The following is a 26201-nucleotide window of genomic DNA, read 5'->3' as shown; positions in this document are numbered from 1 at the left end:
TTACGGCTGCGACTGCGGCTGAACCGTGGCCGGATCAAGCTGCTGATAAGGTTGCAGAACGGTCTCGCGTTGTTCGCCCAGAACCCAGGCGAAGCCCGAATACATCACCACCAGGCAGACCACGGTGAACAGCACCACCATCCACGCTGGCACGATGCGCACCAGGCTGCGACGCTGATCGTTCAAGCCTTCCCAATGCGGCGACAACTCGCGAGGCACGTCGCCGCGCAGTTGACGAATCTGCCGATACAAGGCGTCGCGGATGCCTTCGAGTTCGAGCATCCCGCGCGCTTGCACCCGGTACTTGCCTTCGAAGCCGAGGGACAGGCACAGGTACATCAGCTCCAGCATCGGCAGGTGCTTGACCGGGTTTTTCGACAGGCGATCCAGCAGCTGGAAGAACTTCTCGCCACCGAAGGTTTCGTTGTGGAAGCTGCTGAGCAGGCTCATCTGCGACCACTCGCTTTCGTTGCCCCACGGCGTGGTCACGACAGCTTCGTCGACCACGGTGCAGAGCACGTAACGGGCGGCCATCACCTGGCTGCTTTCGGCGCCGTTGTGCAGCGCCCGCACTTCAAACAGCTTCAGACCGGCGGTCAGCCGCTCGTTGAGCGCGTACAGGTCTTCGCGGGTGTCGCTGTGCTTGAGCCGCACCACTTCCGACAGCAGTTCGGACGCCGCCGCCACCAGCGAATTGAGGCTGATGTTGAACGCTTCGGCCGGGCGCAGACGCGCGGCGTAGATCATCCGTTCTTCCAACTGTTCAAAACGCGGCGGTGCCGCGAAGTCAGTCAGCGGACTCGATGCCGGGCCGTGGCCCTGGCGGTCGAGCAGGACGGTTTTGTCGTCCTGGTTGTGTTCCATGTCCTTGATCATGTCGGTCAGTTCCTGATGGCCCAGAATTTCAGTTCAAGCTCGGCGAATTCGCCGGACACGTGGAACGCGAAGCCGCCGGAGCGCTCGAGTTGCGCCAGGTCTTCGGAACTGAGTTCGAGGATGAAATAGGTTTTGTTGGAGTGGAACGCGATCTGCCGTGGGGCCACCGGCAACGGTTTGACCTTGATGCCCGGCAGGTGCAGGTTGACCAGTTGGCGGATACGCTCCACCGGGCCGACCTTGAGGTGCGCCGGCAAGCGATGGCGCAGTTCTTCGGAGTCGCAGTTGGCACTGGCCGCGAGCACGAACGAGGCCGAGCCCAGCAGTTTGTGGTCGTGCAACGGCGACACGATGATCCCGTACTGACGCGCTTGCAGCACCAGTTCGATGGCGTGCTGCTCGAGCACCATCGACAGCACCTGACGAATCGCTTCCATCAGTTTGCGGAAGCTCGCGCCCTGATCGCTGTGCTGGTAACGGCTGTCCAGACGCGGGCGTTTGCTGTCGCTGGAAAACGTCGCCAGATCGCCGAGCATGGTCAGCAGCGTGCGGTACAACTCTTCCGGGTGAACCTGTTCCAGGCCCAGGTAATGGCGCAGCAGCATTTCGGTACGGTTGATCAGTTGCAGCATCATGAAGTCGCCGACTTCCGCGCCGCCGACCTTACCGTTGGAGCGGATCCGCTCGGCGATAGTGTCGCCCCGGTGGCCGAGCATGCTGATCACCTCCTTGAGGCACGACAGCAGGTAGCTGGACGAATGCGCCTGAATGTAGGTCGGCACGAAATCCGGGTCGAGGCTGATCACGCCGTCGGGCGTGGTGTCGAGCACTTCGCAGATCTTCAGCTTCACGTAGGCCTGGTCGTTCTGCTGCTCACCGAGCAACAGGCGGAAGTCCGGACGGGCGCAGCTGACCTGGCTGGCGGAGTCGTCACCGGCGTTGGAGTCGGCGACTTCCGCTTCGTACGCGGTGTAGCGCGCCAGCACATCGGATTGCTCCGGGCGGCGGGCTTCGATGTGGTTACCGGTCACCAATGGCAGCGCCAGATAGATCGGCGTGTTGCCGGTGTTCGGCGGCACGTCCAGGGCCAGCGGCTCGGTGTTGCCGCCCAGTTCGAACAGGCTGCCGTCCGGCAGAATCCCCGAGGCCTGGCTGATCACCAGTTTGCCCATGTTGAGGAACTGCAAGTCGATTTCCAGATTGAGGAAGCCCCAGGTGTAGCTGCCCAGCAACTGGGTGCGGGTCTTCATCTGGTGGTCGTAGTAACGATCGTTGTGCTGGAAGTGCTGCGGACGCAGCAGCATGCCTTCCTGCCAAATGACTTTATGGGCATTCATGTTCAGTCATCCGCCTTGGCAAGCGTTTCGTGGGTGTTGCGGATGCCGGCCTGATCGAGGGTCAGGTCAGCCGCGGTGACTTGCACCGGAGTGACTTGCACGGTGTAGCGCCATTTGGTTTCCGGCAGGTCGCGGTAGGCGGCGAGCACGCCGACGTAACGGCTGCCCTCTTCCACACTGAGCTTGAGCTCGACGGTTTCACCCGGGCGCAGTTCCAGCTCTTCGCTGGCCACCAGGTCCGGGGCCAGGGACTCCTTGGCGCGTTCGTAGAGGCTGAAGAAATCCGCGTTCTCGAAGGCCACCGGGTGCTTGAGCTCGAACAGCCGCACGACGATCGGCGACGGACGCCCGTTGAGGTCCGGGTTCAACTGATCGCTGGCGGTCAGCTTTAGGTTGAGTTTGGTCACGGTGGAATACGGCGACAGCGACGAGCAACCGGCCAGCAGCACCAAGGCAGCGAGCGCAGTCAGCGTCTTGAAAAAAGCGGTCGAGCAGCGAGACATGCGCATCATCCTTGGTGGTCGGTGTGTAGGGTGGAAATCAGGCGGATCTGTTCTTCGTAGGCCTGGGCGAAGTCGCGGGCCAGCAGACGCTCGCTCCAGTCATCGTCCTGACGCAGAACCTGGTGATAACGCCCGTAAGCTCTCCAGCGGCTGCCGGAGGTGGCGAGCAACGGCTTGTTGTCGCGCTCGAAACGCAGGGTCAGCTGCTGCGGCGAGAAGTGCTCCAGGGTGCCGCGAACGGCGGCGCGGCTGGCGGTCAGCAAGGCCACCTGATGCGCCTGCAAATCGCGGAACGCACGGGAGATCGCTTGCTCGGCCGGCAACTGACCCGGCTTGGAGCCCTGCAACAGAATGCCCAGCGCTTCACCGGCATCGACGGCGAATTTCAACGGGTTCTTCTGGGTGCCTTGCACGGTGGTCTGGGCCAGGCGCAGTTCGTTCTTCAGCTCGCTGCGGGTACGCAGGCTCTGCTGCAAACCGCCGACGCTCTGCTTGAGCAGGCGCGCAGCATTCAGGGCCAGGGCTTCGCGCGCGTCGTGGTCGAGACCTTTGAGGTCCACGCCCAATGCCGCGCCGAAGTGCTCCCAGAAACCTTCGCTCTGACGCTCCACCGCTTTCGGCGGCGGAGCTGGCGCAGGTTCTGCCGGGGCGGCGATCAGCTCCGGCACCATCAGGCTTTCCATGTCGATGCGCGCATAGTCGGCGCGCTGACGGGTGTCCTCAGGCACCGCACGCGGGGCGATCAGTTCGTCGATTTCCGAGTACACGCGCTCTTGCTGGTCGAGGGCATTGAGCGGATCGAGGTCGAGAAACGCGTCGTCCGGGATGATGCTGCCCGCGGCCTGCGGACGGCCGACTTCGACGTCGAACGTGGCCGGGTCGCGCACCAGCCGCGCACGGATCTCGAAGTCACCCAGCACATACACGCTGCCGTGCTCAATGCGCATCGGCTCGCCCTTGCGCAGGCGCGCGCCGCTTTCGCTGTCCTGGATACCGTTGCTGCTGGTATCGGTCAGGAAAAACGTGCCTTCGCGGTAGCTGATCACCGCGTGGTGGTTGGACAGGTGACGCTTGCGGTCGGGGATGATCCAGTCGCAATCCTCGCCCCGGCCGATCACGCCACCGGCCTGTTTGAAGGTCTTCTGGCACAAATCCGTGGGCACGAACTGCTTGGTGTTCAGCATTTCGAAAACCAGTTCCATGATGATGCTCCTTGCGGTCACTTGCCGCGATTGACCGCCTGCGGATCACCCAATGGGCGATAGGTGTTGTCGTTGTATTTGTAATTGCCGCTACAGCCGCCGAGGCCGCATAGAACGACGAGGGTCAGCAGGACGGCTTGCCAGTGACGAACAGGCATCAGAGGGTCTCCAGAGGTAGACAAAGCACAAAGCGCCGACCCTTTCGGGCGGCGCTGTTAGAAGCAAATGAGGCGAATTCGAAGGTCTTTTGCCTACCCATCAAAGTCACCCAAATTGATGTTCAGGCGCCCGAGGCGGTACAGCAGCGTGCGCCGTGGCAGCCCGAGCTCGCGGGCGGCGAGGGTCTGGTTACCGTCGTTTTTGCGCAGGCAGTCGAGCAGCAGACTGCGTTCGACCTGCTCCAGGCGTTCGCGCAGGTTCAGGCTGCTGTCTTCCGGCATGGCTTCCATGCGCAGGGAAAAATGCTCGGCCAGCAACTCGCCGCCCTCGCACAGCAGTACTGCGCGCTCGACCAAACCCTTGAGTTCGCGAACGTTGCCGGGGAAGGTATAACCGGACAGGTGATCCAGCGCCGCGTCAGACCAACGCACCGCATCCCGCTGCAGAAACGCGCAAGCCTTGTCGGCGAAGTGCCGCGCCAGGTCGAGGATGTCGCCTTCGCGCTGACGCAACGCCGGCAGCTCGATCGGGAATTGCGCGAGGCGGTAGTACAAATCCTCGCGGAACTTGCCTTCGCTGACCAGCACCGACAAATCGCGGTGCGTCGCGGCGATGATGCGCACGTCGATTTTGTGGGTGTCGTTGGAACCCAGCGGACGGATCTCGCCTTCCTGCAATACCCGCAGCAACTTGGCTTGCAGCGACAGCGGCATGTCGCCGATTTCATCGAGCAACAAGGTGCCGCCGTTGGCCGCGTCGAACAGCCCGGCACGGTCGCGATCGGCACCGGTGAAGGCGCCTTTGCGGTAGCCGAACAGCTCGCTTTCCAGCAGGTTCTCGGGGAACGCCGCGCAGTTCTGCACGATGAACGCCTGGGACCGGCGCGGGCCGCAGTCGTGAATCGCCCGCGCGACCACTTCCTTGCCGGTGCCGGTCTCGCCGCGCAGCAGCACGGTGTACGGGCTGTGCAGGACTTTACTGATCAGCGAATAGGTCTGGCGCATGGCCGTGCTCTTGCCGATCAGTCCATAACCGCTGGCGCTCGGGACGTTGAGCGGTGCCGGGCGTGTATCACCGGTCGGCTGACGCAAACGCTGCAGCAAGTGCAGTTGACCGAGCACGAACGAGCCCAGTTGACCGAGAGAATCGGCAAAGCCTTGCAGGTCGATTTCCCGGCGACTGGCGCACAGCAGCAAACCTTCGACAGCCTTCTGCTGATTGACCAGCGGCACGCACAGCAGCGACTGCCAGGGCGTGGCCTGGGGCGGCAGGAAACTGGTTTCGTGCAGGCTGCCGCTCAGCTCGCTGAGGCACACCACGCGGTTCTGGCACAGGGCGAACTGCAGCAGTTGTTCACCGTTGTAATCCGCCGGCAGGCTCGTCCCTTCCCGGGGTTGCAGAACGCCGTTCAGGCACTCGGCGTTCATCCCCAGGCAGGTGTGGGTCGCGTCCAGCAGGTACAACTGCGTCAGCTCGCAACCGCTGAGTTCGGCCAGGCCGCGCACGAAGTCACCCAGCAGCACAGTGCTGTCCGCCGCCCGCGACAGGCTGGCGAACTGCGCCAGCAAGGCTTCGGCATAGACCAGCGGTTGCGGCACTTGAGTGAACATCACACCCACCTCAGGCGAACTCGCACGTCACGCTGGCGTTGCCGTCGAGCGTCGCATGCACGCGCTTGAGGCTTTCACCGGTGGCCATCGCATCGAGCAAGCGGTCGGCCACCAGCGGCAGCACATGCAGGTCGAGCAAGTGGTCGATCAGGCGCGCGCCGCTGTCGCTTTGGGTGCAGCGTTCGGCCAGGTGATCGACGAGGTTCTGGCAATACGTGAAATCCAGCTGACGACGGTTCAGGCGCTCGCCCAAACGGCCGAGTTTGATTTCGATCAGCTCGCGCAGCACCGGACCGCCCACCGGGTAGTAAGGCACCACGCGCATGCGCGCCAGCAACGCTGGTTTGAAGTGTTTGCTGAGCACCGGGCGAATGGTTTCTTCGAGGACTTCGGCGGTCGGCCGCGCGCCGTCTTCGCAGAGTTCGCTGATGCGGTCGCTGCCCAGGTTCGAGGTCATCAGGATCAGCGTGTTGCGGAAGTCGATCTCGCGCCCTTCCCCGTCGTTGGCCACGCCTTTGTCGAAGATTTGGTAGAACAGGTTGAGCACGTCCGGGTCGGCTTTTTCGACTTCATCGAGCAGCACCACCGAGTACGGTTTCTGCCGCACGGCTTCGGTGAGCATGCCGCCTTCGCCGTAACCGACGTAGCCCGGCGGCGCACCGATCAGACGCGACACGGTGTGCTTCTCCTGGAACTCGGACATGTTGATGGTGGTGATGAAACGATCACCGCCGTACAGCAAATCGGCGAGGGCCAGCGCGGTTTCGGTCTTGCCGACGCCGCTCGGGCCGACCAGCAGGAACACGCCGACCGGCGCATCCGGCTTGTTCAGGCCAGCGGCAGTGGCGCGCATCGAACGGTCGAGGGCATGAACCGCTTGCTCCTGACCACGAATACGGGTGCGCAGGTCGGTGGCGAAGCTTGCGACCTTGGCGTTGTGTTCGCGGGCCAGTTGCGCCAATGGCACACCGGTCCAGGCGCTGATCACTTCGGCCACCAGACGCGGGCAGACTTCGAAGCTCACCAGACGTTCTTTGACCTGAAGCTCTGTCAGGGCTTTGTGAGTTTCGTTGAGCGCGGCTTCCAGGGTTTCAACGCTTTGCGCTTCGTCCACCGACAGCGTTTCGATCACGGTGCCTTCGGCGTCTTCTTCAACCGTGATGATCGGTTCGACGGCGGCGGCCTCGCGGGCCTTGGCCAGTTGCTGACGCAGGTCCAGCAGGCGCTCGGCCAGGTCTTTCTGCTCGATCCACAGCGTTTCCAGAGCGACCTTTTCATCTTCGGCATCAGCCAGGCGATCTTCCAGAGCGTCCAGCGCTTCGTGATCGATCAGCAGACCGGCTTCGGCGTCACGACGCAGGGCCTGACGCTGACGGCCACCTTCGGCCAGTTCGCCACGCAGGCGTTCCAGGCTTTCCGGGGCGGCGGCGAGGCTGATGCGCACCCGGGCGCAGGCGGTGTCGAGCACGTCGACGGCCTTGTCCGGCAGCTGACGACCCGCCAGGTAACGGGCGGACAACTCAGCCGCGGCAACCACCGCGTCATCGCGCAGGTAGATACCGTGGCTCTTCTCGTAGACCTGAGCCAGGCCACGCAGGATGGTCACCGCTTCGCTGACGGTCGGTTCATGCAATTGCACCGGCTGGAAACGACGGGCCAGGGCCGGGTCTTTCTCGAAGTATTTTTTGTACTCCGCCCAGGTGGTGGCGGCGATGGTGCGCAACTCGCCACGGGCCAGGGCCGGTTTCAACAGGTTGGCCGCGTCGGAACCGCCGGCATTGCCGCCCGCGCCGATCAGGGTGTGGGCTTCGTCGATGAACAGGATGATCGGTTTCGGCGAGGCTTTGACTTCGTCGATCACGCCTTTGAGGCGACGTTCGAACTCGCCTTTGACGCTGGCGCCGGCCTGCAACAGGCCCATGTCCAGCGACAGCAGCTCAACGCCTTTCAAGACTTGCGGCACTTCACCGGCTGCGATGCGCGAGGCCAGGCCTTCGACGATCGCGGTTTTACCGACGCCGGCTTCACCGACCACGATCGGGTTGTTCTTGCGGCGACGGGCGAGGATGTCGACCATCTGGCGGATCGCGCCATCGCGGCACAGCACCGGGTCGAGTTTGCCATCGCGGGCCTGTTGGGTCAGGTTGTGGGTGAAGCGCTCCAGCAGCGATTCGCCGGGCACCGCCGGTTTGCCGGTGGCCGGTTGTTCTTTCTGCGACAGGGCGAATTCTTTCAGGCGCTCGATGTTCAGCTTGGCCAGCAACGACTGATAACGGCTGCCGGCATAGCGCATCGGGTTGCGCAGCAGCGCGAGGATCAACGCGGCCTGCTCGACCTGGCTCTGGCCCAGTTCGAGGTTGGCCACCAGCAAGGCATCTTGCAGCCACTGCACCAGTTCCGGGGCGAACACCGGGTTGCGCGAGGCGCTGTGCTCGACCCGCGACTGCAGCGCGGCGCTCAGCTCGCCGGCGTCCACTTCAGCGTCCTGCAACGCCCGTGCGAGCAGGCCTTGCGGGCGCTCCAGCAGGCCCAGCAGCAAGTCTTCGACGAGGATCTTGCTGCCGCCACGGGCGACGCAGCGTTCGGCAGAACTTTCCAGGTCACGACGGGTTTCGGCGTCCAGCGCCTGGATAAGTTGTTGCAGGTCTACGTTGATCATGTGTCATCTGTCCTTAATGAATTTTGCTGCCCAGGGTCACCACGCCGTCCGCTTTTTCGCGGCCCAGCCAACTGGTCCACCCCAGGCGACAGGCGTTCTGCTCACCGATGCGCAGTTCGCGGATTTCTTCCTGGCGCAGCACCAGGCGAATGTCGTAATCGAGCGGGTCACGCAGGGTGAACCGCACCAGCGCGCACAGTGGCTGGTAGCCGAAACCGATCGGCAGGAATTCGTGGAAGCGTTGCCAGTCGAGCTCGCGGATGTGAATGCGGAATTTGCCGCTGCGGTCGCGCACGTGCTCGCCCAGCACCAGGTCTTCGCCGAGCATGCTGTTGGCGCGACCGAGGCGATTGCGCTGCTCGTCGAGGATTTCGACGCGGCGCTCGATGCACTGCTCGATGGTCAACTCGGCGTGCTTGAAGTAGTAACGCAACACCGCTTCGATCAACGCCGCCGAGTGCGCCCGCAAGCTGAGCAGGCCGAGGTACGGCAGCAGGCGTTTCCAGTTCAGTTCCTGGGCCTTGCGGATCTCTTCGCCACCGAGGCCGATCAGGGCAAACAGCTGCGCCGAAAACGGGTCGAGCGCGCCGCTCTGGAAACTGGCGCGGTAGCGGTATTTGCGCCAGATCGGCAGCATCAGCCGTTGCAGGCGATGGTGGAACAGGTCGAGGAAATTACGGGTCGGGTTGCCGTCTTCGCTGTCGCCCAGGGCCTGCTCGCCGTAAAACGCAGGCAGCGGCGAACCGGAACCGACCAGGCCGATCAGGTTGAAACGCAGGCGCGCGCGCATCTGCCCGTGCTCTTCGAAAAACTCCACGCGATCGACGTCACTGCCAGGGAAACCCAGGCTCGGGTTGGCCTGGAATTCCAGCTGGTCGTACAGGTCGTCTTCGCTCAGGTACGGGTGCGCATCGCGCAGCCGGTCAATCACCAGCAGCACGGCCTGAAACAGCGAGTACTCGCGTATTACCCGGGTCAGCCCGCTTAAAGCAGGGGCTGCAGGCCCATACGTGGTGTCCATTGGTACACCTCTCCCTGTGTGCTTTTTACCCGCAGCTCGTGGTACGAATTGAGACTGGCGTAAAGCGCGAAAAACTCGTTAAGAACCGAAGCGAACACGAACAGGTCGCCCTCGCCGATATACCCTTCCGGGTCGATGGTCAGCTCGGTGCGCAACCCGCGAACCGGCAACCCTCGGTGCAATCTGTCGACATGCTGGTGCTTGATCGACTTGAGCCCGCCCAGCAGGCGTTTGCTGACTTTTTCTGCGTGTTGGTCGTAGTAGCGCGGCAGGTCGTAGGTTTCGAGAATCACCTTCAACGCGTTGACGTCGGCCAGCGACAGGTAGTTAAGCGACATGTTGCTGATCAGCTTCCAGAGGAAGTCGCGGTTCAGCGGCGGCGCGAAACTCGAGGTGGCCGGGGTGATATTGCGGAAGCTCAAAAACTCCGGCGTCTCTTCACAGGCCATGCAGATGTCACCGAGCTTGAGCTTGCGCGGCAGGTTCTGGTTGGTGCACATCAGCTCGATCGACAGGGTTTCGTGGGCTTCGGTGTGGCGGATGCCGAAGCTCAGGTAGGTGTCGAGGCCGTCGTGCAGCAAGGACGAACGCTGGCGGATGCTGTAATGCGGACGGCTGTTGGGCACGTCGAAACTCGGGTCGTGCTCGAAGGATTCGAACGGCACGTATTCCTGATAACCGAGACCCCCGGGCTTCCAGCCAGTGACAGTTTCCACCGAGAACACACCGCAGTTTTCCAGGTCGTATTCGGCCGGTAACAGCAGGTATTCGTCCTGTTTGCCGTCGAGGCGAATCGGCAGCGCATCGTGTTCGAACAGGTTGACGATCGGCGTGCAGTAGAGCTTCACGTTATCCAGGGTCGGACGCATCCGCATGATGCCGCTCTTGCGAATATCGAAGCGCAATTCCAGGCCGCGCATCTGCTTGAGGGTGTCTTCCGGCAGCGCCTTGAGCAGGTCCAGACCGTTGATATCAACGAAGAGGAATTTGTCCTGGAAGGCGAAATATTCCTGCAGGTAGCGATAGCCGCGGAAGGTGTTCAGCGGATACGGGATCAACGCTTCTTCTTCGGCAAAACCCACCGGCTGCACGCGGTCGCCGGGCATCTTGAACGCCATCGGTTGACCGCTTACGCCGTTGATGGGCTTGCCGGCGCCGTCCAGCGGGATCAGCTCAATGCCTTCGAGGTTGCGCAACAGGCTCAGGTAAAGCATCTGGCTGATGTAGCGCTCACCGGCGAAGTGCAGACGCAGACGGCTCAGCTCGAGCTCGCCGAGGTGACCATCCGCGCTCATCTCCAGGCGCAGGCTCAACAGCGAACCGTCACCCTTCACCGAGTAATTCAGCGCAGCCAGATCCAGCGGCAACACCTCGGTCGGGTAGCACGTACGGAAACGGCAGCGCACGTCATCGACCGGCACACTCTCGACCGGCGTATCACGCTCGACCCTCAACGCCGGCCCGGAACGCTTCAACGGGTCGAACTGCAAAATGCTGAACGCCGGCAGCGGCCGCATGTAGTTCGGCCACAGCAGCTGCATCAGCGAATGGCTGAGCTCCGGCAACTCGTCGTCGAGCTTCTGGCGCAGGCGACCGGTCAGAAAGGCAAAGCCCTCCAGCAACCGCTCCACATCCGGATCCCGCCCGGCCTGACCGAGAAAAGGCGCCAATGCCGGGCTACGCTCGGCGAAACGACGACCTAACTGGCGAAGTGCGGTGAGTTCGCTTTGGTAGTAGTGGTTAAAGGACACGGGTTACCTGCCTGGTAGTGGAACTCATGAAAAAACTGTCCTGTAGAGCGCGACTGTCAGACCGGCACAGACGTAACCGGCAATCAGGAGGTAAGGCACCAGCATGATCCAACCGTACGCCATGTAAGCCTCAGCACACGGCCCGGCGACCACACACCCCAGGCCATAAATCATCCATGGCACGGCGTAAAAGGGGATGAATTTCAAAGGCGCGAGCCAAACCATCCGAAGCGCTTGTTGCTCGTTTCGGTTCTTGGCGCCTCGGGACATCCACAGCGAAAACGCCAATAGCCCAGGAATGCCCCACCACAACAGGTACTGCCAATAGGTCTGGGATGAATCGAACGTTGAATACTCGCCAATCCACAGGGCATAGGAAGAAATCGCCAGTACCGCCAGCAATGGCCACCACAAGGCAGCCATGAAGAAACCCAGCTGCGCGCGGCTAAGCATGCGCATCTCGCCTGATACGTCGATCATGAGTGAACCACCATCCCTGGAGCCCCAGCAGGGCCAACCGGCAATACCGTCGCCAGGCAAGAGCGAAATCAATTCCGTTCATGTTACGGCCCGTTTAAACAAAACTTCGAGAGCGCCACCGCTCAATCTTCAAGCGCAGCACAAGCGCCAATACACTCATACTGGTAGTAAGACCACCATAGGCAAATGCTCGCACCGGGTTGTCTGGTAAGAAATAAAACAACACAACACCCAGCATTCCTGCTATCACCAGCAACTTCAACAAAACCTTAGGAATAAAGAAAACGATAAAATTGATCAGAATAAAAAAATAAAATGTCAGCTCTGCGGTACCACCTATTGCGACCCCCCTGTCTGTAAAGCCCACATGCGACTTGTAATAAACAACACCAATATCGTGCACATAAAAATACAAGACGCCAACGAGCAAATAAATAACGGCACCAACGAGAACTTTCACAATCACGCTTCCCATGTTTTATATTTTGCCAACAGGCCAGCGTCAATCGACGTCTTGAACCGTACATTAGAGGCTGGCTTGAACACTGTGCTTGCGATTGTCGCACCGCCAATCCCGAATCTTTGACCGCTCATGGCTCTTTTCTCGAGCACCAGCTCAAAGTTCTCGGAAGCCCACAAACAGGCCCTGATAATTATGAAGTTGTCATAGACATTCTTGCTGCCATCGTCGCTGCCGCCGAGCGTTCCGTCTGCCCAGTCAAGGCCGGTCTGGCCAGTCTTCCTGATTGCGGAATCAACCTCGCGGGTTTCCTCCCAATACTTACGGAAGGTATCCACTGCGAATGGAATTTGTCCCAGTCCATCTGTCCAGTAAGGATCACCTTCAACGAGACAAAGAAGATACTTCGCCCCACCTTCAGGTTGTTTCTTCCAGTCTCCCGGAAGATTTCTATAGTAAACAATCGATGGCCTGTCTACGATTGCAAAATCAATAATTGATTGCCATGTATGTTGTCGATAAGCGTCGTACACTTCCGACCCTTCTACACTGCTTTTGGGGTTTACCCATAACCGCTCGCGATAGAAGTCGGCCAGCGGTTCAAACCACTGAATCTTTTCAGCGTATAACTTTTCAGCGCTCAGGATGCGAAAAGGCTTATCACAGATATCTGGTTTTACAGCGAATAGAGGTACGCCATTAGAACGAGTCACCAACCAAATCTCAGGGAGGCTCAAAACTCCTAGATCCGTTTCGTTGCTGGCCGTCGTTTTGTCATCAAGCCTTAACGCAGTAACACCGTCTTCGGTAACGAAGGTATAAGGCACGCCGCCAACTTCAACAATCGTTTCCAAAATATTACTCCGATGTTACAAAAATCGAGACAGGCTCAGGTTTCTGTCCCGTTGAGAAACAGGCGGACGTTCCGGTTACCGCAGTACCAAACTTCTCGATTCCACTTTCGGAAACTATTCTATAGTTCAGCCCCTCGACCATTTGTCCACTGGCAGTTTTGAAGGCAAAAACACGATTGAATATTCCGGGAATAATCACAGGTAACGGCGGCACAAAAGGCACCGGCGAATGCGAGTTTCCGATAATCACAGTCGAAGACCCGGCGGTAACCTTATTGCCATGAGTGCCGACTGAGTCGACGGTGGCCGCCGGTTTACCGTTGATCAAAACGGTCGTTGCTAAATCGCCAACCATCGCACCACCACACGCCGAGGCATCGCCTTGGCGGGCGGCCGCGAGGCCGTCGAAGAACACGTCGCCGGAACCGGCGGCGATCGGGTTGGTGCCATGGCCGGGGAGCGGGCAAGCGGTGGGATCGGATACGCGTGCTGCGGGTTTTCCTGACATTGGGCTCTCCTTAATTGACCTTGGCTTGATGACTGTTCATTGCTCAACCACACACTGGAATTTTCCAGCCCTCGTAACCCGTCGCTGTCGGATAGATCGCATGAGCGTTCACCCATTGAGCCCGTTCATCCGTCGTGAATTCGTTCTGCCAAATCAACCATTCAGACGACTTCAACAACGTGCCGTCTTTTGCGTACACCCTGAAAAAGGCTTCACTGGTGAAAAGACGGAAGATCTTTCCGGGAATACCCAGAGCCGAATACTGCGGAATGTAGGAGTTGATGTAACAAGTCCCGGACTCGTTCCAGACTGTGGAGTACACGTGAGCGAGCCTTGAAGCCGTCACTTTCATGTAGCAGGCAGCCAACACCAGGGCAGCGGCAGTCAGGGCGATCAGCAGCAAAGCGCGACGCACGATCATTGCCAACGTACTTAGAACCCTCAATCGCATATCCCTAGTTGACCTTTACTTGACCGCTGCCATCCAGGCGCGCGGCGAAACTGACCTGGCGCTTGAAACCATCAACTTCCAGCAGGCCTTCGATGCTGAAGGACAGGCGAAGCTGATCGTTGTCACGCGGCAGGGAGATGACACGCACGTTGCTCAGGCGCGGTTCGTAGGCTTCGATGAAGCTTTCGATGGCCAGGCGGGCCTGACTCAGGGAGTCGTGCAGGCTCAGGCGCATGTCATTGAGATCGGGTAGCCCGTAATCGGACAGCGTTTGCACGCTGCCCGCACGGGTGCTGAGCATCTTGGCCAGATGGGCAGCCACCGACGCCATGGCGGAAACCTCGCGGCTCCAGCCGACGCGTTTGTCCGCGTCGCCACCCAGGCGTTCGAAAAGGCTGCCGTATCCAGTCATGAGTCGCTCCGCTTACTCTTTGTCCAGCTTGCCAACCAGTGACAGGGTGAAATCGGCACCCATGTACTTGAAGTGCGGGCGCACGTTCAGGCTGACGCGGTACCAGCCCGGCTCGCCTTCAACATCGCTGACGATGATTTGGGCTGCGCGCAGTGGACGACGGCCACGAACTTCGGCGCTCGGGTTTTCCTGGTCGGCCACGTACTGGCGGATCCACTTGTTGAGTTCCAGCTCGAGGTCGGTACGTTCTTTCCACGAACCGAGTTGCTCGCGCTGCAGCACTTTCAAGTAGTGAGCCAGGCGGTTGACGATCATCATGTACGGCAGTTGGGTGCCGAGCTTGTAGTTCAGCTCTGCAGCCTTGCCTTCAGCGCTGATGCCGAAGAACTTCGGCTTCTGCACCGAGCTCGCGGAGAAGAACGCCGCGTTGTCGGAGCCTTTGCGCATGGTCAGGGAGATGAAACCTTCCTCGGCCAGTTCGTATTCACGACGGTCGCTAACCAGAACCTCGGTAGGAATCTTGGTCTCGATTTCGCCCATGCTTTCGAAGTGGTGCAACGGCAGGTCTTCAACCGCGCCACCGCTCTGCGGGCCGATGATGTTCGGACACCAGCGGAATTTGGCGAAGCTGTCGGTCAGCTTGGTGCCGAACGCGTAGGCCGTGTTGCCCCACAGGTAGTGCTCGTGGCTGTTGGCGACGGTTTCTTTGTACACGAACGACTTGACCGGGTTTTCTTCCGGGTCGTACGGATTACGCAGCAGGAAACGCGGCACAGTCAGGCCAACGTAACGGGAGTCTTCCGACTGGCGGAAGCTCTGCCATTTGGCGAATTGCGGGCCTTCGAAGTGATCTTTCAGATCTTTCAGGTCCGGCAGGCCGGTGAAGCTTTCCAGGCCGAAGAATTTCGGGCCGGCAGCCGCGATGAACGGCGCGTGGGACATGCAGGCTACGCTGGACACGTACTGCATCAGTTTCACGTCCGGCGAGCTTGGGGACATGTAGTAGTTGGCGATGATCGCGCCAACCGGCTGACCACCGAACTGACCGTATTCAGCGGTGTAGATGTGCTTGTACAGGCCCGATTGCATTACTTCCGGCGAATCTTCGAAGTCATCCAGCAGGTCGTCCTTGGAGACGTTGAGGATTTCGATCTTGATGTTTTCGCGGAAGTTGGTGCGATCGACCAGCAACTGCAGGCCACGCCACGACGATTCCAGGGACTGGAAGTCCGGGTGGTGCAGGATTTCGTCCATCTGGCGGCTGAGCTTGGCATCGATCTCGGCGATCATGCGGTCGACCATGGCCTTCTTGACCGGCTCACCGTTGTTCTGCGGCTTGAGCAGCTCTTCGATGAACGCCGACACACCGCGTTTGGCGATGTCGTAGGCTTCGTCGTCCGGGGTCAGGCGGGTTTCGGCGATGATGCTGTCGAGAATGCTGTATTCGCCGCTCTCGTTGCTCTTTTGCTGTGCTGCGCTAGTGCTCATTGTGTTGGCTTCCTTGGCTGATGGGGACTCAAGCGTCCTGGGCTGCGGCGTTCAGGCCCAGCTCACCCAGTACGCGACCGCGGGATTCGTCGTCGGCGAGCACGCCTTCGATGGCTTTGCGGAACGCAGGCGCGTTACCCAGCGGGCCTTTGAGGGCCACCAGCGCGTCGCGCAGTTCCATCAGTTTTTTCAGCTCAGGCACTTGCTCGACCAAGGATGCCGGGTTGAAGTCCTTCATCGAGTTGACGCGCAGTTGCACGGCCAGTTCTTCAGTGTCGCTTTCTTCCTGAAGACGGTTCGGCACGCTCAGCGTCAGGCTCAGCTCTTGCTTGGCCAGCACTTCGTCGAAGGTCATTTTGTCGATGCTGATCGGCTTGCGATCTTCGACTTTACGTTCGTCCTTGCGGTGGGTGTAGTCACCGATTGCCAGTAGTTTCAACGGCAGTTCAATCTCTTCCTGAGCACCGCCGGTGGCGGGTTTGAAGGTGACGTTGATGCGTTCCTTGGGGGCTACCGAGCCTTCTTTGGCCATGGCTTTTCTCCTTGCGGTTGTGGCCCTGGGGCCTATTCGAGTACCACTTCGAGATCGAGGTGGCACAGCCTGCGATAAATCTCTTCCTTGCGTTCACGCACTGCATGGTTCTGCGGTAACAACTCGCAGCAGCTATGCAGCAAATGCAGCACTTCCAGCGCAAGATCGGGCTCCCAGGCGTGCAGGCCTGAGTCCTGTAATGTTTGGTCGAGGGTTTCGAGTTGGGTCTTGGCCAGTTCGTATTTCTTGGCCATGAAGCACAGCCGCGCGAGGGCGAACTGCCAGAAGAACCGAACCCGCCCGCCGTGGGCGCTTTGCAGGCCCTGCTTGAGGATCTGCACGGCGGCCTTGAGGCCGTCCTTGCGCAGAATCGGCATGACTTCTTCCAGGGCCAGTTCCCAGGCCGGCTGGTTATCGGCAACTTCGACCTTGCGCGGCGCACTGGCGCTTTGCAGGTGCGGCATGACGTGGGCGCTGATCCAGGCGCGGGTGGCCGGGTCGGCGAACGGTGCGCCGTCGTGGAAGCGCAACTCGATGATGCCGGGCAGGCGCTGAACCAAAAGCGCGAAGTGGATTTCCACTTCGCGCATTGCCATCTCGGCGTTCAGCCCCTGAAGGCATTCCCAGACCATTCGCTGGCCATCGAACCAGAACGGCGCCTTCGCCAGGCTCGCCTCCAGCTCTACCAGCAGATCAGCGTATTTCCCTTGGTCGAAGCGGTCCTGATAGGACTTGAGTTTGTCTGCCGGCACGCCACGCAGGACGGTGATCTGTTCGGCATTGCGCTCGGGCACCGCGTCGATGGGCAGCCACAGCAGCGTACGATTGAGGCGCAGGGCGCGCAGGTCGGTGGCTTTCTGCTTGAGCCACCAGGCGCACAACGGACGGGCGCTTTCCTGCTGGGCACGCAGGGCCTTGTGGGCTTCTTTCTCGTTGTCGATCGGCGCGCCGGGGGTGAACAGCTGGGTCGCGGCCTGCTTGACCTGGGCCACTGCGGCGCCCACCACACCGGGCTCCGGCTGGTTGTCGGCGGCGCGCTGAACCATGTTTTTCAAGCGGCGGGAGATCGGCAGCAGCAATGGCGCGTCATCGCCCAAGTGCTCGGTGCACGCGGCGTCGAGGCCTTCCAGATGCTCGACCAGCCGACGGAACAGCGGCAGCTGCTCTTTGATCGCAACGTTTTCGTTCAGCACCTGTTCAAGACGCGGCACCAACCAGCTGATGGCGGCGGAGCGGGTGCGGGCCTTGTTCGGGTGAACCTCGGCCCAATGGTTTTCACAGAGGTGGTGCAGCAAACCGAGGCCGGCCAGCAGCCCCTGGAAAGATTCACGCTGGTACAACGCCCAGGTCAGCCAGGCGCCAACACGCAAATCCTTGGATTGAGTGCGCAGCAGGTTTTCACTGTTTTCGCGGATTTTCAGCCAGTCGATCTGACCGCTTTCGTGCATGGACTGGGCTTTGGCCAGCTCGCTTTCCAATGCCTCGTATTCGCTCGAAAAGCGAACATCCTCGCCCGCGAAACTCTCTTGGGAAACAGAGGCCTTTGCGAGTTCAAGGTAATGGGCAGAAAGTTTGCTTGAGTAGGACATCCATGGCCTTTAATTAGGATAACGGTCATACGGCCATTGCAGTTGCAATGGCGCCGGACAGTATCAAAGAGCTGCGATGAGTCTCATCCAATTGAGTTCGTGCTCTTTCAAGTGCGCGCATCGTAATCACAATGATGGCCACTAGCAAGCATCCAATTAAACAACAAGACGAAGTGTTCTCTGTTTCTCGTAGGAGATTTCCTTATATCAGACAGGGGATTCCCCTAAATCTGAACAATGCTGAATAGCTCCGGACTCGCCTCGAAACCCAAGGGCTAGAGCAGTCGGCGAAATTTCGTTTAATCATGGATGACTTCCTCCCTGTGGCAGGTGTGGAGCATGCCAACATTAAATGTGGATGAATGTAGGAATCCTCCTAAATGTTGCTGTCATCTATGAAAAAACGAAAAGAGGTAGCGAAGAATTAATAAAAGTGCCATCAAAATGATGGCATCTTATACTTCAACCCAATCCCCAAACGTGGCCATGCATTACGGAATACATAAACCAGTCCATTACTGACGGCGATTAAGAACGGCTACCAAGCGTTGAGTCACAAAACGCCGCCTATAAATGAAGTAGTACGAATTAAATCCCGAACGACAGGCTTGATTCCCAAAACGCAGACCATCCAGTTTCCCTCCCATTCCTGATCGCTGACGCAACATTATGAAACGCGGAAAACTCTGACGTGTTTTCTGGAGGCGTCCGACATTCAATCTTTAGCCCTCTTGCTAGCGTGCTTGGCAGTTTGCGTTTGCTCAGGCCAGATATGGCTTGGGCATCGCACTCTGTTTTCTTATTCGGCTTATGGACGAGCCACGGAAAAGCAAAAGGATAAGCGCATGTTCGCCCCAGCCAATGCTGCCCACTTCACCCTTGTGATCCCAACGGTTCGCAACGATTTTAAAGTGCTGGCCTTTGATGGCACTGAAACCATCAGCGCCTTGTACTCAATTCACGTCGACCTGGTCAGCGAATACCCCGATTTCGATCTGGAGAGTCTGCTCAGCCAGCCTGCATTTCTCCAATTCGGCCTGAACGGCGAAGGTATCCATGGTCGTATCGAGGAGGTGTTCGCGGGAGAAATCGGTAAACGCCTGACCCGCTATCGCCTGACCCTGGTACCGGCGCTGCACTACTTGCAGTTCAGCCACGATCAAAGGATTTTCCAAGGCCAGACGGTGCCGCACATCATCGCCAAGGTCCTCAAGAGGCATGGCATCCACGCCGATGCTTTCACCTTCCACGTCAGGACAAGCCCCGAGCGCGATTACTGTACTCAATACGGTGAAAGTGATTACGCGTTCATCCAGCGGCTGTGCGCCGAGGACGGCATCGCCTGGCATCACGAGCATTCCCGGGACGGCCATCTGTTGGTGTTCACCGACGACCAGACCGCCTTCCCCAAGCAGGGCGAAACCCCTTATCAGCAAGATTCGGGCATGGTCGCGGAGCACCCGGTGGTCAGCCAGTTTTCCCTGGGGTTCAGCACCCGACCCAGCACGGTCACTCGCCGGCACTATGACCTGAAACACCCGGACATCTTGGTCGAAAGCCGTTTCACCGCCGAGTTCAGCCCTGAGCTTGAAGACTATCGCTACCCGCTGTTTTTCGAGAGCGAGAAGCGCGGTAAACAGCTCGCCCAACAAGCGCTGGAACGACACCGTACCGACTACCAGTTGGCGGAGGGCGAAAGCGACCAGCCATCTCTGCGCAGCGGCCACTTCTTCAGCCTCACCGAACACCCGCGCGCAACGTATAACGATCTATGGCTGCTGCTCAGTGTCACCCATTCTGGAAAACAACCTCAGGTGCTTGAAGAGTCAGTTACCAGCGCCGCCAAACCTGAGGACGGTTTTACCCAGGGCTATCGCAACCGCTTCAGCGCGATTCCCTGGGACGTGTTTTATCGGCCACCGATGCCTGCACCAAGACCGACGCTGGTCTGCCAGACCGCCCGCGTCACCGGGCCTGCCGGTGAAGAGATCTACTGCGATGGATATGGTCGCGTCAAAGTCGAATTTCATTGGGACCGGGCTGAGCGCAACAATGAAAACAGCAGTTGCTGGCTGCGGGTGGCATCCAGTTGGGCGGGGGACCATTTCGGCGCGGTGACCATTCCGCGCATCGGCATGGAAGTGCTCGTCACCTACCTCGAAGGCAATCCCGATAATCCGTTGATAACCGGCTGCCTGATCAACAAGGTTACGCCGGCGCCCTACCCCTTACCCGAGAACAAAACCAAAACCGTACTTCGAAGCCACAGCTCCCCCAGCACGGGCGGTTACAACGAATTGTCGATTGAAGACCGCGCCGGGCAGGAGTTGATCTACCTGCGTGCCGAGCGGGATATGACGCAGAAGGTCGAGAACGACAGCCGATTGGACGTGGGCAATGAGCGCCGGGAAACCATCAAGGGCAACAGCATCGCGGTGCTCGGCGCTGAAGAACATCGCACTGTTACGGCGGATCGTAAGGTTCAGTTGAAGGCCAGCGACTATCTGAAAGTCGACGGAAGCAGCCACACCCGGATCGGCGAAACGCTGGTGGTTGAGACTGGCGAGCACGTTCATATCAAGGCTGGGGCCAGTCTTGTGCTGGACGGGGGAGCCAGCATTACGTTGAAGGCGGGTGGTCACCATATCGTGATCGATGCTGACGGGGTTTTCAGCAGTAGCGAGATTGAGGACGGTGGTTCGCCGGTGGCGGGGATGGCGGCGCATGCGTTGTTGCCGGGGACAGTCGCGGGGTTATTGGCGTCTGTCGCGCCTGCGCCATTGGAAGAGGATGAGTTGGAAGAAGAAGAGGAAGAGGTTGAAGAAGAAGGGATTACTTTGCGGATCGGGGTGTTTTTTGATGGGACCGGCAACAACAAAGCCAACAGCGAAACCGTAGCGGCGTGCTATGCACCGGATGCCAACCTCGCAGAAGCCGCCGAGGAAATACAAAAGCATTGCGCTGCTTATGGGTACGACGGTAATGGGAGCTCGCCGGACAATAGTTATGGGAATGATGTGAGCAATATTGTGCGGCTTTACAAACTCTATGAAGACCGAGTGGACGAAACGCTGCTGCCAAAAGCAACGAAGACCTCGATCGCCATTTATGTTGATGGCATCGGGACCACGAGCGGTGGTGAAGACTCACTTTACTCCCAAGCAACGGGACTGGGCGAGACAGGGGTGGTGGCCCGAGTCGAGCAGAGTCCAACGCTGATCATGGAACAGATACGCCGACTGGATGAAAAGAACCCAGGGGTGAAAATTGATCGGATTGAATTCGATATTTTCGGCTTCAGCCGAGGTGCGGCAGCCGCGCGGCACTTTGCAAACGAAGTGCTCCAGGGCGAGCACAACATTCTTGCGAAATCACTGCCGACCGGCTCCCCCGTCTTGTCCAGCAAATTCAACTGGCGCCTCAAAACTGATGTCACCATCAACTTCATTGGCCTGTTCGATACTGTGGCGGCTATCGCCAACCCTGGATTGTTCGACTTCAGTGGCGCCAACAGCAGAAACCCCTATGTCAATCTCAAACTCCCCGATGACTGTGCCAATAAGGTCGTGCATCTGGTCGCTCGAGATGAAGTCCGTGAAAACTTCGCCCTCAATAGCCTCGGTGACGCAGACCTGATTTTGCCCGGTGTGCACTCGGATCTCGGCGGCGGCTACCTGCCAAGAGCTAAGGAAAAACTCCTGCTCGGTAAACCCGTTACAAGCACCGTGAGCCAGAGCATGGCACCGAATCGGAGTGCAGCTTTCCTATCCGCCGAAAAGGAAGTCTTTGCCTGGTATGAAAAAGGCGTAATCGACTTCGACGGTCCGGGCAACGAACTCAAAGTGGCGCTTTGGGAAAGACCGTTGCCCCAATCAAAAGGGCAAGGTGAGTCCAATACCGACCCACAAAAGAAGGTTTTTGCGGCGGCTGCTATTGAACGCCCGGTGCGCGGCGAACTGTCGCTGGTGTATTTACGGATCATGCGTGAGTTGGCAGTTAGACACGATGTTCCGTTTGACCTTATCGATGCCAATGACCCGAAACTAGCCCTACCTTCCGATTTGGAACCCATCCACAAAAAGCTACAGGCTTATGCCTTTGGCGACACAAAGACCGAAGGACTGACGGTTGAAGAAAGAGCACTGTTACGCAGTCGCTACATCCACATCTCCGCTAACTGGAACGCGGCCAAAGGTTTTAACAGCAGCGACATGGACATTGTTTTTATCAATCGACCAGCCAAAAAAAACCAACGAGTGGTACATCCGCATGAGTAACTGCGTCACTGGTCTACTTTTAGGATTGCTGTTGGTCGCGAGCACACAAAGCTTCGCACAATCAAGCTACGACGAAACTTGGTCGTTGGGCTTCGGAGCTCCGGATTACATGGAAGTCTGGATTGAAACAGCGGACGTTGTGGATATCCGGGAGCGCGTCTTTCGTCGAGCCGGCTCCGGGATCGCATCGGTTCTAACCCCCAGCGACAACAAGGGGAAGCCCGCCGGCTGGCCCAAAAGCCCCGGTAGGGGTGCCGGGCGTGACGTCATTGGTGCCGATCTGCCCCGTCTGATTTATGTGCGTTGGCAATCGCTGGCAGAACCGCAAACCTATGAGGCCTACATCGTCATCCCCGAATCAGCACGGGCAATCATGCGCAAACCTGAAAAAACCTTCTGCAAGGCAGACGGCAAGTGGATCACCGACTACCGAGCCAATATCGGGATTGGTCTGGCGCCCGGCGGCATTGCCAAAGTCTGGCTCGGCGGCCCGTGCCTGAAGTCAGTCGAGATTGCGCGGGTGCTCGGAACAATCAACCCGAAAGGCCCTTATGAAGGCAAATCCGGCGGCAAACATCGTCCTCTGTCAGAAGCATCCAAAGCCTATATCGAGAAGTTCGGGATTCCTTATGGCTCTTGGTAACAACTACCTCGCGGCCTCGCCAAGCATTAAATCGGCCAAACCAATCAAAAAATACGCCGGCCTGCTGGTTGGGTTGCTGTTGGCTTTCTGCTCGCAAAGCTTCGCGCAATCGGACAAGAAATTACCTTGGTTCCTGGGCTTTTCAGCACCAGCTTATATGGAGGTCTGGATTGAAACTGCAGACGTGGTGGATATACAGGAGCGAGTATTCCGAGGTGCGGGAGGAGGTATCGCCTCTGTGCCAAAGCCAGCGAATAATCAGGGCATTGCCAAAGGATGGGTCAGCAGTAACGGTGGAGGGAAGGGACGCCATGTCACGGGGGCCGATCTACCACGGTTGATCTACGTGCGCTGGCAATCGCTGGCAGAGCCGCAAACTTACGAGGCTTATATCGTCATCCCCGAATCAGCAAGGGATATCATGCGCAAACCTGAAAAAACCTTCTGCAGAGCTGATGGTAAATGGATCACCGACTACCGCGACGACATTGGGATTGGCTTGGCGCCAGGCGGTATTGCCAAGGTCTGGCTGGGCGGTCCTTGTCTGAAGTCGGTCGAAATTGCTCGAGTCGAAGGAACCATTAACCCAAGAGGTCCCTATGAAGGAAAATCCGGTGGCAAGCACCGGCCCTTGTCTGAGACATCCAGAACTTACATAGAAAAGTTCGGAATTCCCTACGGAAGTTGGTAAGGCATGACAACACTCCCGGTAGTTAAACACTGCCCGACAACACTTGTTTAACCACCCTCAAGGTTACGTCCTGCAAGCTACAAAACCTTGCGTCGTTGCTTACGGGTACGCCAGAATCCGCCGGCTTGTGCGCCTTGGGGCCGGTCGGTAACTTGATTCCCGTCACTGCCCATCAGTGATCGGGTTTAGTCGCTCGCTGGTAATTGAAGTTGCACAAGTATCCGTCAGACAGGTATTTCCTATCTGCATTTGATGGTGGCTGTGCGTAGGGCACCTTCGGGTGCGCCGGCTTCTTCAATTCCCCGGTCCGACTAACCTGCGTACAGCCGCCACCCCTTCGTTTAGTCGGCGAAGTGGTGTCAGCATCACTCAAGGAATTGAAGATCATGTTCAAGGTCACACCTAACCCACCGGACACCGATCCGGTCTCCCCATACGAAAGCCCCGATTCAAAAAAACTCAACGATGCCGCCGAGCGCGCCCTCGCCCATCACTTCCCGCCAGCCGAACCAAAACCACCGAAACGCAATGGCCAACTCTTCAGCGTCTGCCCGGGCATCAACACTGAAGCCCTCCTTGCCAACGCCTCAGAAGATCTACTGTCCATCAGCGCCATCGCCGTTGACCTCGCCGACGATGTGGACGGTTCACGCCGCTCTGTAGTCCTGGCGCTCAGCCGCCTGGCCGACGGAGTGCATTTGTTGGTAGAGCGAGCGCTGGATCACCTGAATGAGCCGGAAATAGCAGCGATTCTCGCCAGGAAACAAAGCCGAGTCGGCTGATCCGCCAGACAGAAAAAATGGGCACCCAATCTCATTGGCATGCCCATTTTTTATCCCGCTCACCCGCCAGGCGGGAAGTCGGTGTGTATTAAGGATTAACGCTGTCTTTCAACGACTTGCCTGGCTTGAACGCAACAGTGTTGCTGGCCTTGATTTTTACCGGCTCACCGGTTTGCGGGTTTTTGCCGGTGCGGGCACCGCGATGGCGTTGCAGGAAGGTGCCGAAGCCCACCAGCGTGACGCTATCCTTGCGATGCAGAGCGCCGGTGATTTCTTCGAGAACGGCGTTGAGAACGCGGTTGGCCTGTTCTTTGGTGAGATCTGCTTTTTCCGCGATAGCAGCGGCGAGTTCTGGTTTACGCATGAGTGAAGCCCCTTTGACGGTTTTTTGTTGTTATGTCCGTGCTGTTCTCGTTGGAACAGCGCCCAAGGCGCCGCAGGTGCTCTACTCTGCGGCAGACGGGAATGAGGATGGCATGCGCGCAAGAGCGGCGCCAGTCTCCCCGCGACCTTTGTGGGGGCAAAAACGGGGTGATTCCGACAGAACGACCGGCATTTACGCCAACAGAGCCGGAAGTTCTTTGTTCAGGGCGAGTTTTTCCATCACCGCCGCGCCGGTCAGGGCATAGCCCAGCAATTTACCGGCGCTGTCGCGGCATAGCACTTTGATGTCCGCGCCCTGCCCTTCGACCGTCCAGACGCCCTCCGCGCCCCGTGGCGGCGGCGAAACCACCAATGGGCAGACCGGGGTTTTCACGGTGATCGGCATCGGGCCATAACTCACCGCCGTAGGGTTTCCGGCGAGGGTCTGGGCCAGCGCTCTCGCACAGCTCATGAGGGGCATGACGTACAACAGATTCAGCCCGTCGACCTCGGCGCAATCGCCCAGGGCGTAGATGTTGGCGTGAGAGGTTTTCAGGTGGCGGTCGACCACCACGCCACGATTGACCTGCACCCCGGCAGCGGCCGCCAGGTCGATGCGCGGACGCAGACCGATGGCCGACACCACTACGTCGCAAGGGATGACCTGGCCGTCAGACAGATGCGCTTCCAGGCCGTCAGCTACTCGCTGCAAGCGGTTGAGCACCGGCCCGAGGTGGAAGCGCGCGCCCAGGCTTTCCAGGCCGGCCTGGACCGCAGCGGCCGCCGCCGGGTGGAGCAAGGTTGGCATGACTTGTTCGCAGGGGGCAACCAGTTGCACTTCGTAGCCACCGAGAATCAGGTCGTTGGCGAATTCGCAGCCGATCAAACCGGCACCCAGCAGCAACACCCGACGCTTGCCGGCCGCGGCTGCACGAAAACGTGCGTAGTCTTCAAGGTCGTTGATCGGGAAAACGGCATCGGCCGCGTCGCCTTCAATCGGCACCCGCACGGTTTCCGCTCCCCAAGCCAGGATCAAGTCACGGTAGATCACCGATTCTTCGCCGATCCACAGGCGCTTATGGCCCGGATCGATGCCGCTGATGCGCGTGTGAGTGCGCACTTCGGCCTTCAACTGCTCGGCCATGGCACCCGGTTCGGCCATGCTCAGGCCATCGGCGTCTTTATTCTTGCCGAAGCCGGTGGAAAGCATCGGCTTGGAGTAGGAGCGTCCGTCATCTGCGGTAATCAACAGCAGCGGGGTTTCGCCATCGAGTTTGCGAAACTCCCGGGCCAGGTTGTAGCCAGCCAGCCCAGTGCCTACGATCACGACAGGTGCGTTCATTCCTTGCTCCTTGCTTGTCTTAGTTGATTTCAATCATTTCGAAATCCATTTTGCCCACGCCGCAGTCCGGGCACAGCCAGTCTTCCGGCACGTCCTGCCACGGTGTGCCCGCCGCAATACCGTCGTCCGGCCAGCCCTCGGCTTCGTTATAGATCAGGCCGCAGACCACACATTGCCACTTTTTCATTCAGGTACTTCCTCGGGATTCAGG

At 59.1% G+C, this 26201-nt stretch carries 25 protein-coding genes; 4 read left to right on the top strand and 21 right to left on the bottom strand.

The features are described from left to right. The 18 genes from icmH to tssA all read right to left on the bottom strand — a co-directional run bounded on the left by icmH (window position 1) and on the right by tssA (window position 17892). Window positions 1-876, bottom strand: a complete 876-nt coding sequence (icmH, locus tag PMI21_RS23880) for a type IVB secretion system protein IcmH/DotU (RefSeq protein ID WP_007934552.1) — start codon at window positions 874-876, stop codon at window positions 1-3. Window positions 877-881: 5 nt separating this feature from the next. Continuing rightward, window positions 882-2213, bottom strand: a complete 1332-nt coding sequence (gene tssK, locus PMI21_RS23885) for a type VI secretion system baseplate subunit TssK (protein WP_007934551.1) — start codon at window positions 2211-2213, stop codon at window positions 882-884. Between the two features lie 2 nt (window positions 2214-2215). Then, window positions 2216-2716 carry a type VI secretion system lipoprotein TssJ gene (gene tssJ, locus PMI21_RS23890; RefSeq protein ID WP_007934550.1) on the bottom strand — a complete coding sequence of 167 codons (501 nt, stop codon included), beginning with the start codon at window positions 2714-2716 and terminating at the stop codon, window positions 2216-2218. Window positions 2717-2721: 5 nt separating this feature from the next. Beyond that, on the bottom strand, window positions 2722-3918 hold the full coding sequence (tagH, locus tag PMI21_RS23895) for a type VI secretion system-associated FHA domain protein TagH (protein ID WP_007934549.1): 1197 nt from the start codon (window positions 3916-3918) through the stop codon (window positions 2722-2724). 17 nt (window positions 3919-3935) lie between these two features. Continuing rightward, complete coding sequence (locus tag PMI21_RS23900) at window positions 3936-4076, bottom strand: hypothetical protein (protein ID WP_007894589.1); 141 nt, start codon at window positions 4074-4076, stop codon at window positions 3936-3938. Window positions 4077-4169: 93 nt separating this feature from the next. Then, entirely contained in the window at window positions 4170-5687 is a 1518-nt protein-coding gene (locus PMI21_RS23905; RefSeq protein ID WP_007934548.1) for a sigma-54 interaction domain-containing protein, read from the bottom strand. 10 nt (window positions 5688-5697) lie between these two features. Then, a complete protein-coding gene (tssH, locus tag PMI21_RS23910; RefSeq protein ID WP_007934547.1) occupies window positions 5698-8346 on the bottom strand; it encodes a type VI secretion system ATPase TssH in 2649 nt (882 codons plus the stop codon). A gap of 13 nt (window positions 8347-8359) precedes the next feature. Beyond that, on the bottom strand, window positions 8360-9367 hold the full coding sequence (tssG, locus tag PMI21_RS23915; RefSeq protein WP_007934545.1) for a type VI secretion system baseplate subunit TssG: 1008 nt from the start codon (window positions 9365-9367) through the stop codon (window positions 8360-8362). Further along, window positions 9331-11118 carry a type VI secretion system baseplate subunit TssF gene (tssF, locus tag PMI21_RS23920; protein ID WP_007934543.1) on the bottom strand — a complete coding sequence of 596 codons (1788 nt, stop codon included), beginning with the start codon at window positions 11116-11118 and terminating at the stop codon, window positions 9331-9333. The genes tssG and tssF overlap by 37 nt, the downstream gene beginning before the upstream one ends. 24 nt (window positions 11119-11142) lie before the next feature. Next, window positions 11143-11598, bottom strand: a complete 456-nt coding sequence (locus PMI21_RS23925; protein WP_033063809.1) for a hypothetical protein — start codon at window positions 11596-11598, stop codon at window positions 11143-11145. A 94-nt stretch (window positions 11599-11692) separates the two neighbouring features. Beyond that, window positions 11693-12058, bottom strand: a complete 366-nt coding sequence (locus PMI21_RS23930) for a hypothetical protein (RefSeq protein ID WP_238541195.1) — start codon at window positions 12056-12058, stop codon at window positions 11693-11695. A 2-nt stretch (window positions 12059-12060) separates the two neighbouring features. Further along, entirely contained in the window at window positions 12061-12912 is an 852-nt protein-coding gene (locus tag PMI21_RS23935; protein ID WP_007934536.1) for a hypothetical protein, read from the bottom strand. Between the two features lie 4 nt (window positions 12913-12916). Further along, window positions 12917-13420 carry a PAAR domain-containing protein gene (locus tag PMI21_RS23940; protein WP_007934534.1) on the bottom strand — a complete coding sequence of 168 codons (504 nt, stop codon included), beginning with the start codon at window positions 13418-13420 and terminating at the stop codon, window positions 12917-12919. Between the two features lie 43 nt (window positions 13421-13463). Next, on the bottom strand, window positions 13464-13841 hold the full coding sequence (locus PMI21_RS23945) for a hypothetical protein (protein WP_238541194.1): 378 nt from the start codon (window positions 13839-13841) through the stop codon (window positions 13464-13466). Between the two features lie 34 nt (window positions 13842-13875). Next, window positions 13876-14283 carry a type VI secretion system baseplate subunit TssE gene (gene tssE / locus PMI21_RS23950; RefSeq protein WP_007934529.1) on the bottom strand — a complete coding sequence of 136 codons (408 nt, stop codon included), beginning with the start codon at window positions 14281-14283 and terminating at the stop codon, window positions 13876-13878. Window positions 14284-14295: 12 nt separating this feature from the next. Continuing rightward, entirely contained in the window at window positions 14296-15771 is a 1476-nt protein-coding gene (gene tssC, locus PMI21_RS23955; RefSeq protein WP_007934527.1) for a type VI secretion system contractile sheath large subunit, read from the bottom strand. A gap of 28 nt (window positions 15772-15799) precedes the next feature. Next, window positions 15800-16303: a type VI secretion system contractile sheath small subunit gene (tssB, locus tag PMI21_RS23960; protein ID WP_007934526.1), complete on the bottom strand. Its 504-nt coding sequence runs from the start codon at window positions 16301-16303 to the stop codon at window positions 15800-15802. Between the two features lie 32 nt (window positions 16304-16335). Then, window positions 16336-17892, bottom strand: a complete 1557-nt coding sequence (tssA, locus tag PMI21_RS23965; protein WP_007934524.1) for a type VI secretion system protein TssA — start codon at window positions 17890-17892, stop codon at window positions 16336-16338. 845 nt (window positions 17893-18737) lie between these two features. On the opposite strand from tssA, the gene tssI reads away from it, so the two are divergent. From tssI to PMI21_RS23985, 4 genes are all read left to right on the top strand, one after another. Then, window positions 18738-22169, top strand: a complete 3432-nt coding sequence (tssI, locus tag PMI21_RS23970) for a type VI secretion system tip protein TssI/VgrG (RefSeq protein ID WP_007934523.1) — start codon at window positions 18738-18740, stop codon at window positions 22167-22169. Next, on the top strand, window positions 22162-22812 hold the full coding sequence (locus tag PMI21_RS23975) for a DUF2931 family protein (RefSeq protein WP_007934522.1): 651 nt from the start codon (window positions 22162-22164) through the stop codon (window positions 22810-22812). Before tssI ends, PMI21_RS23975 begins: the two co-directional genes overlap by 8 nt. Then, window positions 22799-23503, top strand: coding sequence for a DUF2931 family protein (locus tag PMI21_RS23980; protein WP_007934521.1), 705 nt, complete (start codon window positions 22799-22801; stop codon window positions 23501-23503). Before PMI21_RS23975 ends, PMI21_RS23980 begins: the two co-directional genes overlap by 14 nt. 386 nt (window positions 23504-23889) lie before the next feature. Beyond that, window positions 23890-24285, top strand: coding sequence for a DUF6124 family protein (locus tag PMI21_RS23985; protein WP_007934520.1), 396 nt, complete (start codon window positions 23890-23892; stop codon window positions 24283-24285). A gap of 88 nt (window positions 24286-24373) precedes the next feature. Here PMI21_RS23985 and PMI21_RS23990 read toward each other — a convergent pair whose 3' ends face one another. From PMI21_RS23990 to PMI21_RS24000, 3 genes are all read right to left on the bottom strand, one after another. Next, window positions 24374-24649 carry an HU family DNA-binding protein gene (locus PMI21_RS23990; RefSeq protein WP_003213368.1) on the bottom strand — a complete coding sequence of 92 codons (276 nt, stop codon included), beginning with the start codon at window positions 24647-24649 and terminating at the stop codon, window positions 24374-24376. Window positions 24650-24841: 192 nt separating this feature from the next. Continuing rightward, the gene (locus tag PMI21_RS23995; protein ID WP_007934519.1) at window positions 24842-25990 is read right to left on the bottom strand and encodes an NAD(P)/FAD-dependent oxidoreductase; all 1149 of its coding nucleotides are present in this window, start codon (window positions 25988-25990) and stop codon (window positions 24842-24844) included. Window positions 25991-26009: 19 nt separating this feature from the next. After that, window positions 26010-26177: a rubredoxin gene (locus PMI21_RS24000; protein WP_007896465.1), complete on the bottom strand. Its 168-nt coding sequence runs from the start codon at window positions 26175-26177 to the stop codon at window positions 26010-26012. Between the last annotated feature and the right edge of the window lie 24 nt (window positions 26178-26201).

This window comes from Pseudomonas sp. GM18, assembly GCF_000282195.1.
Lineage (GTDB): Bacteria > Pseudomonadota > Gammaproteobacteria > Pseudomonadales > Pseudomonadaceae > Aquipseudomonas.
Note: the sequence above shows the minus strand (reverse complement) of the source record. Positions and strands in the feature narration are given on the sequence as shown.

Excerpts from the sequence above, each read along its gene's own strand:
- icmH (WP_007934552.1), bottom strand. The coding sequence starts at position 876 with ATGATCAAGGACATGGAACACAACCAGGACGACAAAACCGTCCTGCTC.
- tssK (WP_007934551.1), bottom strand. The coding sequence starts at position 2,213 with ATGAATGCCCATAAAGTCATTTGGCAGGAAGGCATGCTGCTGCGTCCG.
- tssJ (WP_007934550.1), bottom strand. The coding sequence starts at position 2,716 with ATGTCTCGCTGCTCGACCGCTTTTTTCAAGACGCTGACTGCGCTCGCT.
- tagH (WP_007934549.1), bottom strand. The coding sequence starts at position 3,918 with ATGGAACTGGTTTTCGAAATGCTGAACACCAAGCAGTTCGTGCCCACG.
- PMI21_RS23900 (WP_007894589.1), bottom strand. The coding sequence starts at position 4,076 with ATGCCTGTTCGTCACTGGCAAGCCGTCCTGCTGACCCTCGTCGTTCTA.
- PMI21_RS23905 (WP_007934548.1), bottom strand. The coding sequence starts at position 5,687 with ATGTTCACTCAAGTGCCGCAACCGCTGGTCTATGCCGAAGCCTTGCTG.
- tssH (WP_007934547.1), bottom strand. The coding sequence starts at position 8,346 with ATGATCAACGTAGACCTGCAACAACTTATCCAGGCGCTGGACGCCGAA.
- tssG (WP_007934545.1), bottom strand. The coding sequence starts at position 9,367 with ATGGACACCACGTATGGGCCTGCAGCCCCTGCTTTAAGCGGGCTGACC.
- PMI21_RS23925 (WP_033063809.1), bottom strand. The coding sequence starts at position 11,598 with ATGATCGACGTATCAGGCGAGATGCGCATGCTTAGCCGCGCGCAGCTG.
- PMI21_RS23940 (WP_007934534.1), bottom strand. The coding sequence starts at position 13,420 with ATGTCAGGAAAACCCGCAGCACGCGTATCCGATCCCACCGCTTGCCCG.
- PMI21_RS23945 (WP_238541194.1), bottom strand. The coding sequence starts at position 13,841 with ATGATCGTGCGTCGCGCTTTGCTGCTGATCGCCCTGACTGCCGCTGCC.
- tssE (WP_007934529.1), bottom strand. The coding sequence starts at position 14,283 with ATGACTGGATACGGCAGCCTTTTCGAACGCCTGGGTGGCGACGCGGAC.
- tssC (WP_007934527.1), bottom strand. The coding sequence starts at position 15,771 with ATGAGCACTAGCGCAGCACAGCAAAAGAGCAACGAGAGCGGCGAATAC.
- tssB (WP_007934526.1), bottom strand. The coding sequence starts at position 16,303 with ATGGCCAAAGAAGGCTCGGTAGCCCCCAAGGAACGCATCAACGTCACC.
- tssA (WP_007934524.1), bottom strand. The coding sequence starts at position 17,892 with ATGTCCTACTCAAGCAAACTTTCTGCCCATTACCTTGAACTCGCAAAG.
- tssI (WP_007934523.1), top strand. The coding sequence starts at position 18,738 with ATGTTCGCCCCAGCCAATGCTGCCCACTTCACCCTTGTGATCCCAACG.
- PMI21_RS23975 (WP_007934522.1), top strand. The coding sequence starts at position 22,162 with ATGAGTAACTGCGTCACTGGTCTACTTTTAGGATTGCTGTTGGTCGCG.
- PMI21_RS23980 (WP_007934521.1), top strand. The coding sequence starts at position 22,799 with ATGGCTCTTGGTAACAACTACCTCGCGGCCTCGCCAAGCATTAAATCG.
- PMI21_RS23985 (WP_007934520.1), top strand. The coding sequence starts at position 23,890 with ATGTTCAAGGTCACACCTAACCCACCGGACACCGATCCGGTCTCCCCA.
- PMI21_RS23990 (WP_003213368.1), bottom strand. The coding sequence starts at position 24,649 with ATGCGTAAACCAGAACTCGCCGCTGCTATCGCGGAAAAAGCAGATCTC.
- PMI21_RS23995 (WP_007934519.1), bottom strand. The coding sequence starts at position 25,990 with ATGAACGCACCTGTCGTGATCGTAGGCACTGGGCTGGCTGGCTACAAC.
- PMI21_RS24000 (WP_007896465.1), bottom strand. The coding sequence starts at position 26,177 with ATGAAAAAGTGGCAATGTGTGGTCTGCGGCCTGATCTATAACGAAGCC.